This is a genomic window from Streptomyces sp. M41(2017) (assembly GCF_002078175.1).
In the GTDB taxonomy this organism is placed as follows: domain Bacteria; phylum Actinomycetota; class Actinomycetes; order Streptomycetales; family Streptomycetaceae; genus Streptomyces.
In genome coordinates this window covers 5,098,267-5,112,714 of the sequence record NZ_MWFK01000001.1, presented here as the reverse complement: position 1 = coordinate 5,112,714, position 14,448 = coordinate 5,098,267, and the positions used below count along the sequence as shown (strand labels likewise).

Annotated in this window: 11 protein-coding genes; 4 read left to right on the top strand and 7 right to left on the bottom strand. The window is 73.2% G+C overall.

What is annotated here, in order from left to right; all coding sequences use genetic code 11:
- Positions 1-118: 118 nt before the first annotated feature.
- Complete coding sequence (locus B0675_RS22285) at positions 119-871, top strand: DUF4232 domain-containing protein (protein ID WP_081220574.1); 753 nt, start codon at positions 119-121, stop codon at positions 869-871.
- A gap of 51 nt (positions 872-922) precedes the next feature.
- Here the strand turns inward: B0675_RS22285 and B0675_RS22280 are convergent, their stop codons facing one another.
- From B0675_RS22280 to B0675_RS22270, 3 genes are all read right to left on the bottom strand, one after another.
- Positions 923-2,842, bottom strand: a complete 1,920-nt coding sequence (locus tag B0675_RS22280) for a ricin-type beta-trefoil lectin domain protein (protein WP_241539838.1) — start codon at positions 2,840-2,842, stop codon at positions 923-925.
- A gap of 416 nt (positions 2,843-3,258) precedes the next feature.
- Positions 3,259-4,227, bottom strand: coding sequence for an aldo/keto reductase (locus tag B0675_RS22275; protein WP_081220573.1), 969 nt, complete (start codon positions 4,225-4,227; stop codon positions 3,259-3,261).
- 78 nt (positions 4,228-4,305) lie between these two features.
- Positions 4,306-5,079: a nuclear transport factor 2 family protein gene (locus B0675_RS22270; RefSeq protein ID WP_081220572.1), complete on the bottom strand. Its 774-nt coding sequence runs from the start codon at positions 5,077-5,079 to the stop codon at positions 4,306-4,308.
- 277 nt (positions 5,080-5,356) lie between these two features.
- On the opposite strand from B0675_RS22270, the gene B0675_RS22265 reads away from it, so the two are divergent.
- From B0675_RS22265 to B0675_RS22255, 3 genes are all read left to right on the top strand, one after another.
- Positions 5,357-5,857 (top strand): methylated-DNA--[protein]-cysteine S-methyltransferase, encoded by a 501-nt coding sequence (locus B0675_RS22265; RefSeq protein WP_081220571.1) that lies wholly within the window; start codon positions 5,357-5,359, stop codon positions 5,855-5,857.
- A gap of 114 nt (positions 5,858-5,971) precedes the next feature.
- Complete coding sequence (locus B0675_RS22260; RefSeq protein WP_081220570.1) at positions 5,972-7,021, top strand: LLM class flavin-dependent oxidoreductase; 1,050 nt, start codon at positions 5,972-5,974, stop codon at positions 7,019-7,021.
- A 90-nt stretch (positions 7,022-7,111) separates the two neighbouring features.
- Complete coding sequence (locus B0675_RS22255; protein WP_081220569.1) at positions 7,112-9,487, top strand: excinuclease ABC subunit UvrA; 2,376 nt, start codon at positions 7,112-7,114, stop codon at positions 9,485-9,487.
- A gap of 93 nt (positions 9,488-9,580) precedes the next feature.
- On the opposite strand, the gene B0675_RS22250 is transcribed toward B0675_RS22255, so the two are convergent.
- The 4 genes from B0675_RS22250 to B0675_RS22235 all read right to left on the bottom strand — a co-directional run bounded on the left by B0675_RS22250 (position 9,581) and on the right by B0675_RS22235 (position 14,448).
- The gene (locus B0675_RS22250; RefSeq protein WP_241539972.1) at positions 9,581-10,384 is read right to left on the bottom strand and encodes a lysophospholipid acyltransferase family protein; all 804 of its coding nucleotides are present in this window, start codon (positions 10,382-10,384) and stop codon (positions 9,581-9,583) included.
- Positions 10,385-10,695: 311 nt separating this feature from the next.
- Positions 10,696-11,466 carry a GNAT family N-acyltransferase gene (locus B0675_RS22245; protein ID WP_081220567.1) on the bottom strand — a complete coding sequence of 257 codons (771 nt, stop codon included), beginning with the start codon at positions 11,464-11,466 and terminating at the stop codon, positions 10,696-10,698.
- A 286-nt stretch (positions 11,467-11,752) separates the two neighbouring features.
- A complete protein-coding gene (locus B0675_RS22240) occupies positions 11,753-12,502 on the bottom strand; it encodes a succinate dehydrogenase/fumarate reductase iron-sulfur subunit (protein WP_081220566.1) in 750 nt (249 codons plus the stop codon).
- A complete protein-coding gene (locus B0675_RS22235) occupies positions 12,499-14,448 on the bottom strand; it encodes a fumarate reductase/succinate dehydrogenase flavoprotein subunit (RefSeq protein WP_081220565.1) in 1,950 nt (649 codons plus the stop codon). The genes B0675_RS22240 and B0675_RS22235 overlap by 4 nt, the downstream gene beginning before the upstream one ends.

The following is a 14,448-nucleotide window of genomic DNA, read 5'->3' as shown; positions in this document are numbered from 1 at the left end:
CGTCGGCCGATCCCGCGAACTTTTCGCTCCGCGGGTGCATCGGAGAAGGGTGACGGGGCACAACGCGCCGTGCGTACGGGCGAGAGGCCCGTACGAAGAGAGACCAAGGAGTGGTGACATGTCGACCTTCCGGCGCGCGGTGGCGGACACGGACCGGCCCGACGCGGTGTCCGCACGCCGCCTTTCCCCCGCCGCCCGGCGGGCCGCGCTGCTCGCGGGTGTGGCGCTGCTGAGCGTGCTCACCGCCTGCGGCAACGACACCCCGAGCGGTTCCCCGAAGAGCCTGTCCGGTACGGCCGAACCGGCGTCCGGGGACACCGGTACGAACACCGGCTCCGCCGGCTCGTCCGACCGGAGCGCGAGCCCCACCACGGACAGCGGCACGGCGGGCACCCCGACCGATGCGGCCTCGGCCTCCGCCACCGCCTCCTCGGGCAACGCCTCCACCGCGAGCAGCCGGTGCCACACCTCCGAGCTGCGCGCCTCGGTCGGCGGCAACGACCCGGGTGCCGGCCAGGAGAACTTCCCGATCGTGCTGACCAACCGGTCCGGGCGCACCTGCACCGTGCGCGGCTACCCGGGCGCGGCGTTCGTCGACGCGTCCGGCAAGCAGCTCGGCCCGGACCCGCAGCGGTCCACGGACTCGGTGACGACCGTGAAGCTGGCCCCCGGACAGAGCGCCTGGGCGGGGCTGTCCTTCTCCAACCCGGAGATCAGCGGCGCCCACACGGCGACCCCGGCCTCGCTGGTGGTCACGCCGCCCGACGAGAAGGACTCCCTGACGGTGAAGTGGACGCAGGGCAAGGTGCCGGTGTCCGGCAACTCCTCGTCGGTCCGCCTCACGGTGGTGCGGGTCGGCAGCGGCGCCTGACCGCCGCCTCGCCTCGGGCCCGCCTCGGGCCCACGGTGCCCCCGGGTCTCCTCAGTTCCCCGGCCCCGGGGTGGTGGACGGGGGCGCCGGCTCCGCCGAGGCCCCCCAGTTGACGAGTTGCGTCCGGGGCGAGGGCGAGGCGGTGTCCAGTGTCCAGCGCTGGGCCGGATCGTCGTCGTCGCGGGTCTTCAGGACCAGCGCCGACTCCCCTTCGACGGCCGCGGGCACGAGGACCAGGTCCTTGTTCCAGCGCGCCACCAGCCTGCCCTGGGCGGTGAGGTCGTAGCGGACGTTCTTCGCGCCCGGCTCCGACGCGCCCGCGCAGGGGGCCAGGCGGACCGAGTAGCTCAGTCGGGAGTCGAGACAGAGACCGGGCTCGGCGTCGCGCAGCAGTCCGTCGCGGCCGTACGACCAGGTGCGTACCGACTCGTCGTCGCACGAGGTGAGCCGGGTCTCCGCGCCGGCCGCGGGCTGTGCGCCGGCGATGCCGACGCAGAGCCCGGTCGTGGTGTTGCGCAGCAGGGCGCCCGAGGCGCCGTCCGCCCGGCCGCCCGCGCCCGTCCAGGACGGTGTCGAACCGGTGTGCGGACGGGGTGCGCCCGAGGAACCGCTGCCGTCGGCCTTCCCGTTCGGCTCGTCGGAGCCCGCACCGGCGGCCCAGAGAACCAGCGGAACCAGGATCAGCGCGCCCACCGTCAGCACGGCGAGCGTCACGTTCCGGCGGCTCGGGGCCCGGCGGGCCCCCTTGTGCGGCGTGGCCCCGCGGGACGGCTTCGCGCGGGTGCCGGAGGGCGACACGCCCCGGCGGGACGGACGCCCCCTTCCGGGCCGCGCCGGTGCGCGCCGACGGGACCGGGGGCCGGCGGCGCGCGACGGCGACGGGTCGACGGGCTCGGCGCGGACCGTCGCGGGGCGGACGGGCGCGGCCTGCGGCGGGAAGGGCGGGAGCGGGGGCGCTCCGGGCGGGAGCGTCACGTCGGCCCGCGGATGGAACTCGACGATGGGGTCCGCTCCGTGGGGCGGCGTCTCCCAGCCGGGACCGGTACCGGGCGTGCCCGGCGTGGGCCCGTACCGGCGCGCCGGGTCCTCGGCGCCCCGGCCGGTCCCCGGTGCGTCCATGGCGGGGGCGGCGGGGGCTCGCGTGCGGCGCGACGCCGCGTACGGGACGGCGCCCCAGCCGAGGACCGCCTCGGCGAGCGGGACGGCGAGCGAGCCGTTGAACTGGTTCAACTGGTCGGCCGCGTACCGGCAGTGGCCGCACCGGTTCATGTGCAGGCGCAGGTCGGGATCGAGCTCGGCCCCGCCGCGCCGCAGTGAGACGTCCAGCATGCGGTGGTAGCCGCGGCACTCTCCCTCGGGGGCGAGTTCGCGGTGGATCTCCAGGCAGGCCTCTCGCAGCCGCTCGCGGGCGCGCCGGAGTTCCGCGGGGGCGTCCGCCACGGGCAACCCGAGCAGGGCCGCCGGGACGGCCAGCCGCTCGCCCTCGGTCTCGCCGTGCCACAGCAGACAGCGGGCCGCTTCCGGCAGTCGCTGGAAGGCCCGGGCCAGCAGCCGTCTGCCCTCCGGCGGAAGCAGCGGGTCGGTCTGCGGGTCGGCGCGGTCCACGTCGGCGAGGAGGTCGGGCGAGAGCAGTTCGCGCCGCTCGTCCGCGAGCCACTCGCCGGCCATCCGCCGTACGGTGACGAGCAGGTGGGGACGCCATGCGGCGGTGGGGCCGCCCTGGTGCAGTGAATCGCCGAACAGGCGCGTGAAGGAGGCGGTGGTGAGCATTCCGGCCGGGCCCACGCCGTCCGTGCACAGCCGCGCATAGGCGAAGACCGATTCCCAGTGGCGGTCGAGCAGTTCTCCGACGGGCCGGGTCGCGGGCGTCCCGCCCGGACTCTGCCTCAACTCGGCGGCGAGCCGTGCGTCCGGGACGACCTCGGGCAGCCGGCCCCGGCCGGGAGAAGGGGGCGGCACTGAGTCATTCACGTCCGCATTTCCTTCCGAGACAACGCGTCACCAAGTTCCCGCTCACACAAATGCGGACCCTCCGGCGAGGCCGGACGATCCGCCCTGGAGGGGCCGCGCCGCGAACGACCACCTCGGGCGGCCCTGGGGCGAGGGGGAACGGGCGCGCCGTACGCGCGCAGAGGCAGGCGAATATTGTCCGCACGCCGACAAGCCCCACCTTTGCACAGGCCGGGGACCCGGAACAAGTGAACCCGGAATTCTCCTAATGGCGCGCGGGGCCGGGATATTGACCAAATGTCAGCCCGGCCCGCGCGAAATGCAATTCGGAATCCCGCGGGCTCGCGAATCGCCCCGGTCTCACCACAATGGGAGCGCTCTCACGCGCTCGTTCGAGCGCGCGTCATTTCCGACGATGTCCGCGGCGGAGCGCCGGATCAGTGGCCGCTGATCTCCCGCGGGGCGTAGGGCTGTTCGAGCTGCTCGGTCTCCTTGTCGGTGAGTTCCACGTCCAGGGCGGCGACCGCGTCGTCGATGTGCGACGGTTTGGTCGCTCCGACGATGGGCGCGGTGACGGTGCTCCGGCCGAGCAGCCAGGCGAGTGCGACCCGGGCGCGCGGCACCCCGCGGTCCGCGGCGATGCGTGCGACGGCGTCCACGATCTCGCGGTCGCCCTCCCGGTACAGCTTCCTGCCGAAGTCGTCGTTGCGGCTGCGTTCGGTGGCGGAGTCCCAGTCACGGGTGAGACGGCCGCGGGCGAGCGGGCTCCACGGCAGGACCCCGACGCCCTGGTCGGCGCAGAGCGGCAGCATCTCGCGTTCCTCCTCGCGGTACAGGAGGTTGTAGTGGTTCTGCATGGAGACGAACTTCGTCCAGCCGTGCAGGGCGGCGGTGTACTGCATCTTGGAGAACTCCCAGGCGTACATCGAACTCGCCCCGATGTAACGGGCCTTGCCCGCCTTCACCACGTCGTGCAGGGCTTCCATCGTCTCCTCGACGGGGGTCGCGTGGTCGAAGCGGTGGATCTGGTAGAGGTCGAGGTGGTCGGTGCCGAGGCGGCGCAGACTGTTGTCGATCTCGGTCATGATCGCCTTGCGGGACAGGCCACGGCCGTTGGGTCCTTCGTGCATCGCGCCGTTCACCTTGCTGGCGAGGACGATCTCGTCGCGGCGCGCGTACGCGGCGAGCGCCCGGCCGACGATCTCCTCGCTGGTGCCGTCCGAGTACACGTTCGCGGTGTCGAAGAAGGTGACCCCGGCCTCCAGCGCCCGGCGGATCAACGGCCGTGAGGCCTCCTCGTCCAGGGTCCACGCGTGCGTGCCGCGATCGGGGAGACCGAAACTCATGCAGCCCAGGCAGATCCGGGACACGTCGAGACCCGTCGAGCCGAGCTTCACGTACTGCATGCTCATTCCTGCTTTCACTGGCGGTGGGGTGGGGAGAGCCGAGGACTGTTCCCTGCCCGCCGAAGGCGCACCGCAGGCCTACTCGACGGGCCCTTCCACGTCGTCGTACATCCGGGCCGACAGGATCAGCCCGTCGCCGCCCCGCGTGCAGACCGCCAGCCCCGGCTGCGGCGGCAGGTCGGCGTCGCCCCAGCGGTCGCAGATGTACTCGAAGGCGCTGCGGGTGCCGTCCTCGGTCACGGTGCACAGTTTGAGCGGGATTCCGCCGCCGGCGGCGAAGAGGGCGTCGTACAGCTCGGTCAGTTCCTCGGGCCCGGCGTGGCGGTACGTCTCCTCGGAGGGCCCGCGGAAGGTGCCGTCCGGGCCGAACGCGGCGACGACGGCCGCGGTGTCGCCCGCGTCGAGGGCCGCCGTGTAGGCGCCCACGACGTCGGAGGCGTGGACGGCGGGGTCGGGTTCGAGCATCGGGCGGCGCACGACGTGCCGGCCGAGCAGGGGCCGGCGGGAGTGGTGGATGCGCACGGGGAGTTTGGAGGCGGGGTCGACGGCGACCGCCACGGGCACTCCGGCGCGCTCGCCGTCGGGACCCTCCAGGTGCACGATCCACTCGCCCACGGCCCGGCGCGCGCCGATCGTGGTGGCGACCTCCTCGATGTCGACCTTGTGCTCGGCCCGCCAGGTGTCCTGCACCTCCAGCCAGGCGGCGAGGACCGCCACACCGCTGATCCGGCCCGCCTCCGGGTCGTCGAGGGCGACGGGTACGGTGGCCGACGCGGGGTCGCGCAGCGCGTCGGCGAGGTCGGCGGCGCCGATCCGGTCGACGAGATCGGCGATCTGCGGGATCCAGACCATGGGGACTCCTGGCGGTGCCGAGTGGTCGTGCGGTGGTCCTGCGGTGATCGTCCCCGCGGTCGTCCTCGATCGTGGGGCCGGTCGTCTTCGATCGTGGGCCCGTACGGGCCGGGGCGCGACCTCAGCGCGTGGAATCGGTGGCCCGCCCCGGGTGTGCCCCCGTACGCGGGCCGTCCTTCTCCGCAGCGCCATGTCCGAATACCGCCGGACGTGGGGCCGGACGAGGCGCACTGTTGAGAGTGCACACAGCTTGGGACCTGGGAAAGGAACCGGACCGATGACGGTCTACACGACGATGGACAGCCCGCTCGGCCGGCTGCTGCTGGTGGGCCGGGAGTCCCCGACGGCCAAGGGCGGGACCGCGCTCGCCGCGCTGTCGCTCCCCGGCCAGAAGAACGGCGCGGTCGTCCAGGACGGCTGGCGCGAGGACCCGGACGCCTTCCGGGAGATCGGCGCACAGCTCCGTTCGTACTTCGAAGGCGGGCTGACCTCGTTCGACATCGAGTACGTGCCCGGTGGCACCGACTTCCGGCAGCGCGTCTGGAAGGCCCTGGAGGACATCCCGTACGGCACGACGCTCAGCTACGGGGAGATCACCGCGCGGATCGGCGCGTCCCGGGCCGCCGTCCGGGCCGTCGGTACGGCGATCGGCGCGAACCCCCTGCTGGTCGTCCGCCCCTGCCACCGGGTGATCGGCGCGAACGGGGCGCTCACCGGATACGCGGCGGGGCTGGAGCGCAAGCGGCTGCTGCTGGACCTGGAGAACGTGCCGGTGTGATCCGCGGCTCCCGGGGCCGCCTTGCCCGGCCCGTGAGCCGGGGCGGATCATGGACGGCGCCGGGAACCGGCGAAACGACGCCGGAACGACGGGTGACGAGCGACCGGAGCGGCCATGAGCAGCGAGCGACACCACGACTCCCCCTCGGCGGCGGAGCCGCCCGGCGACGAGGTGCGCTTCTCCGTGCTCGACCGCTCCCGTGTCCGCGAGGGGCACGAACCGGCCGAGGCCCTGCGGGACAGTGTGCGTCTGGCACGTGAGCTGGAGCGGCTCGGGTACCACCGGTTCTGGGTCGCCGAGCATCACGGTGTCCCGGGTGTCGCCGGGTCCGCGCCGACCGTACTGGCCGCCGCCGTCGCCGCCGCCACCCGCACCCTGCGGGTCGGCACCGGAGGCGTGATGCTCCCCAACCACCGGCCGCTGGTCGTCGCGGAACAGTTCGGGGTTCTGGAGTCGCTGTTCCCGGGGCGGATCGACATGGGCGTCGGCCGTTCCGTCGGCTTCACCGACGGGGTGCGCAAGGCGCTCGGCCGCGACAAGGACGCCGCCGGGTCCGAGGACTACACGGCCCAGCTCGACGAACTCCTCGGCTGGTTCCGCGGCACCTCGGCCACCGGGGTGCACGCCCGCCCCGCGGAGGGACTGACCGTCCCGCCGTTCGTGCTGGCCCTCGGCGAGGGCGCCTCCGTCGCCGCCCGTGCCGGCCTCCCCCTGGTCATCGGGGACCTGCGGAACCGGGACAGGATGCGGCGCGGTATCGACGAGTACCGCGCGGCCTTCCGCCCCTCCGTATGGGCGGAGCGACCCTATGTCGTGATCTCCGGCACGGTCGCCGTGGCCGCGAGCCCGGAGGAGGCCCGGCGGCTGCTGCTCCCGGAGGCCTGGTCGATGGCGCACGCCCGGACCCACGGCACGTTCCCGCCGCTGCCGCCCGCTGAGCGGGTCGAGACGCTCACGATGACGGAGAAGGAACGCGGCTTCTACGAGTCCGGTCTGACCGGCCACATCGCCGGCACCGAGGACCAGGTGGCCGACGAACTGCGTACGGTCCTGAAGGAGACCGGCGCCCAGGAGGTACTGGTCACCACGAGCACGTACGACCGGGCGGCCCTCCTGGACTCATACCGCCGGCTGGCCCGGGTCGCGGGACTGGCCCCCGCCTAGAATCGTGGGGTTTGCCCGCCCGCCCCGATCGACGCCCCGTACCGAAGGTCCTCAGGTCCCCGGTACCGGGCAGCTCCAGGAGTTCCGCCGATGCCCCTTCCCGACGGCAGCCCGCACGACCCGTACGTCCGCGTCCGCGGCGCCCGGGAGCACAACCTGCGGGGGGTGGACGTCGACATCCCGCGGGACGTGCTCGCGGTGTTCACCGGTGTGTCCGGGTCCGGGAAGTCGTCGCTCGCGTTCGGGACGGTGTACGCGGAGGCGCAGCGCCGGTACTTCGAGTCGGTGGCGCCGTACGCGCGGCGGCTGATCCACCAGGTCGGGGCGCCCAAGGTCGGGGAGATCACGGGGCTGCCGCCCGCGGTGTCGCTCCAGCAGCGCAGGTCGGCGCCGACCTCCCGTTCGTCGGTGGGCACGGTCACCAACCTGTCGAACTCGCTGCGGATGCTGTTCTCCCGGGCCGGCGACTACCCGGCGGGCGCGGAACGGCTCGACTCGGACGCGTTCTCACCGAACACGGCCGCCGGCGCCTGCCCCGAATGTCACGGCCTGGGCCAAGTGCACCGGACGAGCGAGGAGTTGCTTGTCCCCGATCCGGCGCTGTCGATCCGCGAGGGCGCCGTCGCGGCCTGGCCGGGTGCCTGGCAGGGCAAGAACCTGCGGGACGTCCTCGACGCCCTCGGGTACGACGTGGACCGGCCCTGGCGCGAACTTCCCGCCGCGGATCGGGAGTGGATCCTCTTCACCGACGAGCAGCCGGTCGTCACCGTGCATCCGGTGCGGGACGCTGAGCGCATCCAACGCCCCTACCAGGGCACGTACATGAGCGCCCGGCGCTACGTCCTGAAGACCTTCTCCGACACGAAGAGCCCCACGCTCCGGGCCAAGGCCGAGCGCTTCCTGGCCGCCGCGCCCTGTCCCGTGTGCGGGGGCAGGAGGCTGCGCGCCGAGTCGCTGGCGGTGACGGTCGCGGGGCGGACGATCGCCGATCTGGCCGCGCTGCCGCTGACCGAACTCGCGCAGTCCCTCACGGCCGAATCGGAGACCGCCCGGGTCCTGACCGAGGACCTCGTCTCCCGGATCGAACCGGTGGTCGAACTCGGCCTCGGCTACCTCAGCCTGGACCGGTCCACCCCGACCCTCTCGGCCGGTGAACTCCAACGGCTGCGCCTGGCGACACAGTTGCGGTCCGGGCTGTTCGGTGTGGTGTACGTGCTCGACGAGCCGTCCGCCGGTCTGCACCCGGCGGACACGGAGGCGTTGCTCACCGTGCTGGAGCGGCTGAAGGCCGCGGGCAACTCGGTGTTCGTCGTGGAGCACAACCTCGACGTGGTGCGGGGCGCGGACTGGCTGGTCGACGTGGGACCGCAGGCGGGTGAGCACGGTGGGCGCGTGCTGCACAGCGGCCCGCCGGCCGGGCTGGAGACCGTCACGGAGTCGGCGACGGGCCGTTTCCTCTTCGACCGCTCCCCCGTCCCGGCCCGTACCGTGCGGGCACCCCGCGGCCAGGTGAGGGTGGGACCCGTCACCCGGCACAATCTGCGGGACGTCACGGCGGAGTTCCCGCTCGGGGTGCTCACCGCCGTCACCGGCGTCTCCGGCTCGGGCAAGTCGACGCTGATCGGCGAGGTGACGGAGGAGCTGGCGGGTGTCGGCCGGCTCGTCGGCGTCGACCAGAGGCCCATCGGCCGGACACCCCGCTCCAACCTGGCCACGTACACCGGGCTGTTCGACGTCGTCCGCAAGGTGTTCGCCGCCACCCCCGACGCTCGCGAACGGGGCTACGGCGTGGGGCGCTTCTCCTTCAACGTGGCCGGCGGCCGCTGCGAGACCTGCCAGGGCGAGGGCTTCGTCAGCGTGGAGCTGCTCTTCCTGCCCAGCACCTACGCTCCCTGCCCGGACTGCGGCGGGGCGCGCTACAACCCCGAGACCCTCGAAGTGACCTACCGGGGACGGAACATCGCGCAGATCCTCGACCTCACCGTCGAGGCCGCCGCCGCGTTCTTCGCCGACGCCGGCACCCCGGCCGTGTCGCGCAGCCTCGAAACCCTGCTGGACGTGGGACTCGGGTATCTGCGACTCGGGCAGCCCGCGACGGAGTTGTCGGGCGGCGAGGCGCAACGCATCAAGCTGGCGAGCGAGTTGCAGCGGATGCGCCGGGGGCACACCTTCTATCTCCTCGACGAGCCGACGACGGGACTGCACCCCGCCGACGTCGAGGTGCTGATGCGGCAGTTGCACGGGCTGGTGGACGCGGGGCACACCGTGGTGGTGGTCGAACACGACATGGCCGTCGTGGCGGGCGCGGACTGGGTGATCGACCTGGGCCCGGGCGGAGGCGAGGAGGGCGGCCGGATCGTGTCCGCCGGACCCCCCACCCAGGTGGCCCACGCCCCGGACAGCAGGACGGCGCCGTACCTCGCCCGGGCGCTCGGGCAGGACGCCCAGGACACGCAGGGGCACTGACTGCCATCGTCTCCCGGCCCGGGGCACGACCCAGGCGAACGACCCGACGCCGACGGCCCTCGGACGGAGCCGGGGTCGACGGAGTGCCCGGCCTCAGGGGTGGGTCCCGGGCGGTGCCCCTGCGGCTCGTGGGCTTCCCTGTGCCGCCGCGGCGAGCGTGCGCCGGTCCGTGTGGTCGACGGGGGCGAGGGTGGGCCTCAGGTCGATCTCCGCAACCAGTCCGCGGGCCGACACCACCCGCCAGAGCGAGGTGAGCAGCGCGTCATCGCCGACGAACGCGGGCGCCGTGCCGGCCGTGCCGTCGGCGAACCGGTAGCGCACGCGCACCGGCTGGACCGGTGTTCCTGCGTCCAGCGCGGCCTGGAAGACGGCCCTGCGGTAGCGGCCCTGGGCGCGGCCGCACCACGTGCTGCCCTCGGGGAACACCACGACCGCGGCGCCGTCGCGCAGCGCCCCGGCGATCCGCTCCACCGTGCCCGGCAGCGCGCGCAGCCGGTCGCGGTCGATGAAGAGGGTGCCGCCCCGTGCCGCGAGCGCGCCCACGAGGGGCCAGCCGCGCACCTCGGTCTTGGCCAGCATCCGGGCCGGGCGGACGGCGGCGAGCAGCGGGATGTCGAGCCACGAGATGTGGTTGGCCACGATCAGCAGGCCCCCGGTGGGAGGAGCCGCTCCGGTGATCCGCGGACGGACTCCGGCCGCGCGCACCACGGCGAGGCACCAGCGGCGGATCCACCGGTCGCGCCGGGCAGCCCGCAGACGCCCGGCGAGCGGGGTCAGGAGCACCCCGAGGAGGACCACCGACAGGAGTCCGCCGAGCCGCAGGGCGGACCGCGGGGCGCCGGTCCAGGGTCGTGCTGACTCCACGCAGCCGCGCGGGGTGCAGGGCGCGCCGGGCAGCCAGGCGCTGCCCGCAGGAGCGGGCCGGCGCCCGACCGGCCCCCGGGGCGCGGGGACGGCGTCGAGCCACGGCGACGGGACGCGGGGCGCGGCGACACGCGACACCACGGTGCCCGGCGTACGGGTGCGGGACGCGACCCGGCCGGTCGCCGGCGTCGGCACGGCGGGCGGCTCGGTGCCGGACGTCGTCACCGGGTCCGGCTCCCGGGGCCACGGCGAACCGTCGCCCCGGGAGCCGGGCGCCGCGGTGTGCTCAGCGGTGCCCGGCTCCGTCGTGCGGGCGGGCGTCGCGGTCGCGCGGGGTGTGCTCATCACGCGGGGACGAGGGAGAGGAAGTGGCGGAGGTAGCGCGGGTTGACCCGGCGCATCGACAGCAGGACGTACAGATCGGCGACCCCGAAGTCCGCGTCGAGGGCGGGCTCGCCGCACACCCAGGCGCCGAGGCGCAGATAGCCGCGCAGCAGCTGCGGCAGTTCGGTGCGGGTGGGCCGGGCGACGCCCTCGGGGTTCCAGGGCCGCAGCGGGCGGACCCGGAGCTCCTCGGGGGCGAGGTGCTTGTGCCGCACCCGGTCCCAGGTGCCGGCGGCGAGGGCGCCGCCGTCGGCGAGCGGGACGGAGCAGCAGCCCGCGAGCCACTCGTGGCCGCCCTCGGCCATGTAGCGCGCCATGCCGGCCCAGATCAGGCCGATGACGGCGCCGTCGCGGTGGTCGGGGTGGACACAGGAGCGCCCGACCTCGACGAGGCCGGGTCGGATCGCGGCCAGCGGTCCGAGGTCGAACTCGCTCTCGGAGTAGAGGCGTCCGGCGATCGCGGCGCGCTCGGGCGGCAGCAGCCGGTAGGTGCCGACGACCTGCCCGGTCACCGTGTCGCGGACCAGCAGGTGGTCGCAGTACGCGTCGAAGGCGTCGATGTCGAGGCCGGGCTGCGGGGTGTTCAGGAGAGCGCCCATCTCCCCGGCGAAGACGTCGTGGCGCAGCCGCTGCGCGGCCCGGACGTCGGCCTCGTCGCGGGCGAGGGTGACGGTGTAGCGGGTGGGGGTGACGGGCTGGGCGGGGCTGTCGAGGGTGGAAACGCCGGTCATGGCACTCTCCTGGTCACGGGCCGTTCGGCGGAGGGATCCCCCGTTCCCGGGCGGAGCCGAGCGTTCGGGGGAGGCAGACCGGATCCGTACGGCCTGCGCGCTCCTGTTCTTCCGATGCCGGTTGGCGTGCGCGTGACCTGTGCCAGGAGGGCGGATGTGAGGATGCTGAATGGCAGGGGTGCCCTTCGCGGCGGGCCCTGGTCGTCCGGGAGAGCGAGACGGGACCGGGGTGTGAGCACCACCCCCGGTCCCGCCCGTCCGCACCCTACGGCGAACGACTGTGTGGCTAACGCCTGCCTGTCCTGCGGGTGGCCCGCAGCCACTCCTTGTTCATTCCGGTGATGGAGAACAGCGGGATGCCCTTGGGGCACGCGGTCGCGCACTCACCGGCCAGGGTGCAGCCGCCGAACCCCTCCTCGTCCATCTGCGCCACCATGTCGAGCACCCGGGTCTCGCGTTCGGGGGCGCCCTGCGGCAGCACGTTCAGGTGGTTGACCTTGGCGGAGGTGAACAGCATCGCGGCGCCGTTGGGGCAGGCGGCGACGCAGGCGCCGCAGCCGATGCACTCGGCGTGCTCGAAGGCGAAGTCGGCGTCGGGCTTGGGCACCGCCGTGGCATGGGCCTCCGGTGCGGCACCGGTCGGGGCGGTGACGTAGCCGCCGGCCTGGATGATGCGGTCGAAGGCGGACCGGTCGACCACGAGGTCCTTCACGACGGGGAACGCGGCGGCCCGCCAGGGCTCGATGTCGATGGTGTCGCCGTCCCGGAAGGACCGCATGTGGAGCTGGCAGGTGGTGGTGCGCTCGGGTCCGTGCGCGTCGCCGTTGATGACGAGGCTGCACGCGCCGCAGATGCCCTCGCGGCAGTCGTGGTCGAAGGCGACGGGGTCGTCGCCGGTGAGGATGAGTTCTTCGTTGAGGGTGTCGAGCATCTCCAGGAAGGACATGTCGGCCGAGATGCCGTCCACCTCGTACGTGGACATCGCTCCGTCGGCGTCGGCGTTCTGCTGCCGCCAGACGCGCAGGGTGAGCTTCATGCGTAGCTCCGCTGGGTGGGGTGGACGTACTCGAAGACGAGGTCTTCCTTGTGCAGGACGGGCGGGGTGCCGGTGTCGGTGAACTCCCAGGCGGCGACGTAGGAGAACTCCTCGTCCCTGCGGGCCGCTTCGCCGTCCGGGGTCTGGGACTCCTCGCGGAAGTGGCCGCCGCAGGACTCGGCGCGGTGCAGTGCGTCGAGGCACATCAGCTCGGCGAGTTCCAGGTAGTCGACGATCCGGTTGGCCTTCTCCAGCGACTGGTTGAACTCCTCGCCGACGCCGGGGACCTTGATGCGCCGCCAGAACTCCTCACGGATCTGCGGGATGCGTTCCAGGGCCTTGCGCAGTCCCGTCTCGGTGCGGGCCATGCCGCAGAACTCCCACATGAGTTCGCCGAGTTCACGGTGGAAGGAGTCGGGTGTGCGGTCGCCGTCCACGGCGAGAAGGAGCCGCAGCCGGTCCTCGGTGTCGGCCAGCACCTCCTGGACGGCGGGGTGTTCGTCGGTGACCGCCTCACGGTGGGGGTTGCGCGCGAGGTAGTCGTTGATCGTCGAGGGGAGCACGAAGTAGCCGTCGGCGAGCCCCTGCATGAGGGCGGAGGCACCGAGGCGGTTGGCGCCGTGGTCGGAGAAGTTGGCCTCGCCGATGGCGAACAGGCCCGGGACGGTGGTCCGGAGGTCGTAGTCGACCCACAGTCCGCCCATCGTGTAGTGCACGGCGGGGTAGATCCGCATGGGCACGCTGTACGGGTCCTCGGCGGTGATCCGGGCGTACATGTCGAAGAGGTTGCCGTACTTCTCCTCGACCTGGGCCCGGCCCATCCGCTCGATGGCGTCGGCGAAGTCCAGGTAGACGCCCTGGCCGCCGGGGCCCACTCCCCTGCCCTCGTCGCACACGTTCTTCGCGGCGCGGGAGGCGATGTCGCGGGGCACGAGGTTGCCGAAGGCGGGGTAGATCCGCTCCAGGTAGTAGTCGCGCTCGTCCTCGGGGATCTCGTCGGGCGGCCGGGTGTCGCCGTGCGCCTTCGGTACCCAGATGCGGCCGTCGTTGCGCAGTGACTCGCTCATCAGCGTCAGCTTCGACTGGTGGTCGCCGGTGCGCGGGATGCAGGTGGGGTGGATCTGGGTGAAGCAGGGGTTGGCGAAGTACGCGCCGCGCCGGTGGGCCCGCCAGACGGCGGTGGCGTTGGAGTTCATGGCGTTCGTCGACAGGTAGAAGACGTTGCCGTAACCGCCGCTGGCGAGGACGACGGCGTCCGCGTAGTACGTGTCGATCCGGCCGGTGATCAGGTCGCGCGCGACGATGCCGCGGGCCTTGCCGTCGACCACGATCAGGTCGAGCATCTCGGTCCGCGCGTGCATCTCGATGTTCCCGGCGGCGATCTGCCGGGACAGCGCCTGGTAGGCGCCGAGCAGGAGTTGCTGGCCGGTCTGGCCGCGGGCGTAGAAGGTGCGGGAGACCTGGACGCCGCCGAAGGAGCGGGTGTCGAGGAGGCCGCCGTACTCGCGCGCGAAGGGCACGCCCTGGGCGACGCACTGGTCGATGATCTCGACCGAGATCTGCGCCAGGCGGTGGACGTTGGACTCGCGGGCCCTGAAGTCGCCGCCCTTGACGGTGTCGTAGAAGAGCCGGTGGACGGAGTCGCCGTCGTTGCGGTAGTTCTTCGCCGCGTTGATGCCGCCCTGGGCGGCGATCGAGTGGGCACGGCGCGGGGAGTCCTGGTAGCAGAACTGGACGACGTGGTAGCCCTGTTCGGCGAGGGTGGCGCCGGCGGAGCCGCCCGCGAGGCCGGTCCCGACGACGATCACGGTGTGCTTGCGGCGGTTGGCCGGGTTGACCAGCTTCGCCTCGAAGCGGCGGGTGTCCCAGCGCTCGTTGACAGGCCCCTTCGGCGCCTGGATGTCGGCGAGGGGCGCACCGGTCGGGTAGTCGGCGTATGCGGTCAT

What these genes read in the sequence shown, in the direction of transcription:
- B0675_RS22285 (WP_081220574.1), top strand. Translation starts at nt 119, where the DNA reads ATGTCGACCTTCCGGCGCGCGGTGGCGGACACGGACCGGCCCGACGCG.
- B0675_RS22275 (WP_081220573.1), bottom strand. Translation starts at nt 4,227, where the DNA reads ATGCAGTACGTGAAGCTCGGCTCGACGGGTCTCGACGTGTCCCGGATC.
- B0675_RS22270 (WP_081220572.1), bottom strand. Translation starts at nt 5,079, where the DNA reads ATGGTCTGGATCCCGCAGATCGCCGATCTCGTCGACCGGATCGGCGCC.
- B0675_RS22265 (WP_081220571.1), top strand. Translation starts at nt 5,357, where the DNA reads ATGACGGTCTACACGACGATGGACAGCCCGCTCGGCCGGCTGCTGCTG.
- B0675_RS22260 (WP_081220570.1), top strand. Translation starts at nt 5,972, where the DNA reads ATGAGCAGCGAGCGACACCACGACTCCCCCTCGGCGGCGGAGCCGCCC.
- B0675_RS22255 (WP_081220569.1), top strand. Translation starts at nt 7,112, where the DNA reads ATGCCCCTTCCCGACGGCAGCCCGCACGACCCGTACGTCCGCGTCCGC.
- B0675_RS22245 (WP_081220567.1), bottom strand. Translation starts at nt 11,466, where the DNA reads ATGACCGGCGTTTCCACCCTCGACAGCCCCGCCCAGCCCGTCACCCCC.
- B0675_RS22240 (WP_081220566.1), bottom strand. Translation starts at nt 12,502, where the DNA reads ATGAAGCTCACCCTGCGCGTCTGGCGGCAGCAGAACGCCGACGCCGAC.
- B0675_RS22235 (WP_081220565.1), bottom strand. Translation starts at nt 14,448, where the DNA reads ATGACCGCATACGCCGACTACCCGACCGGTGCGCCCCTCGCCGACATC.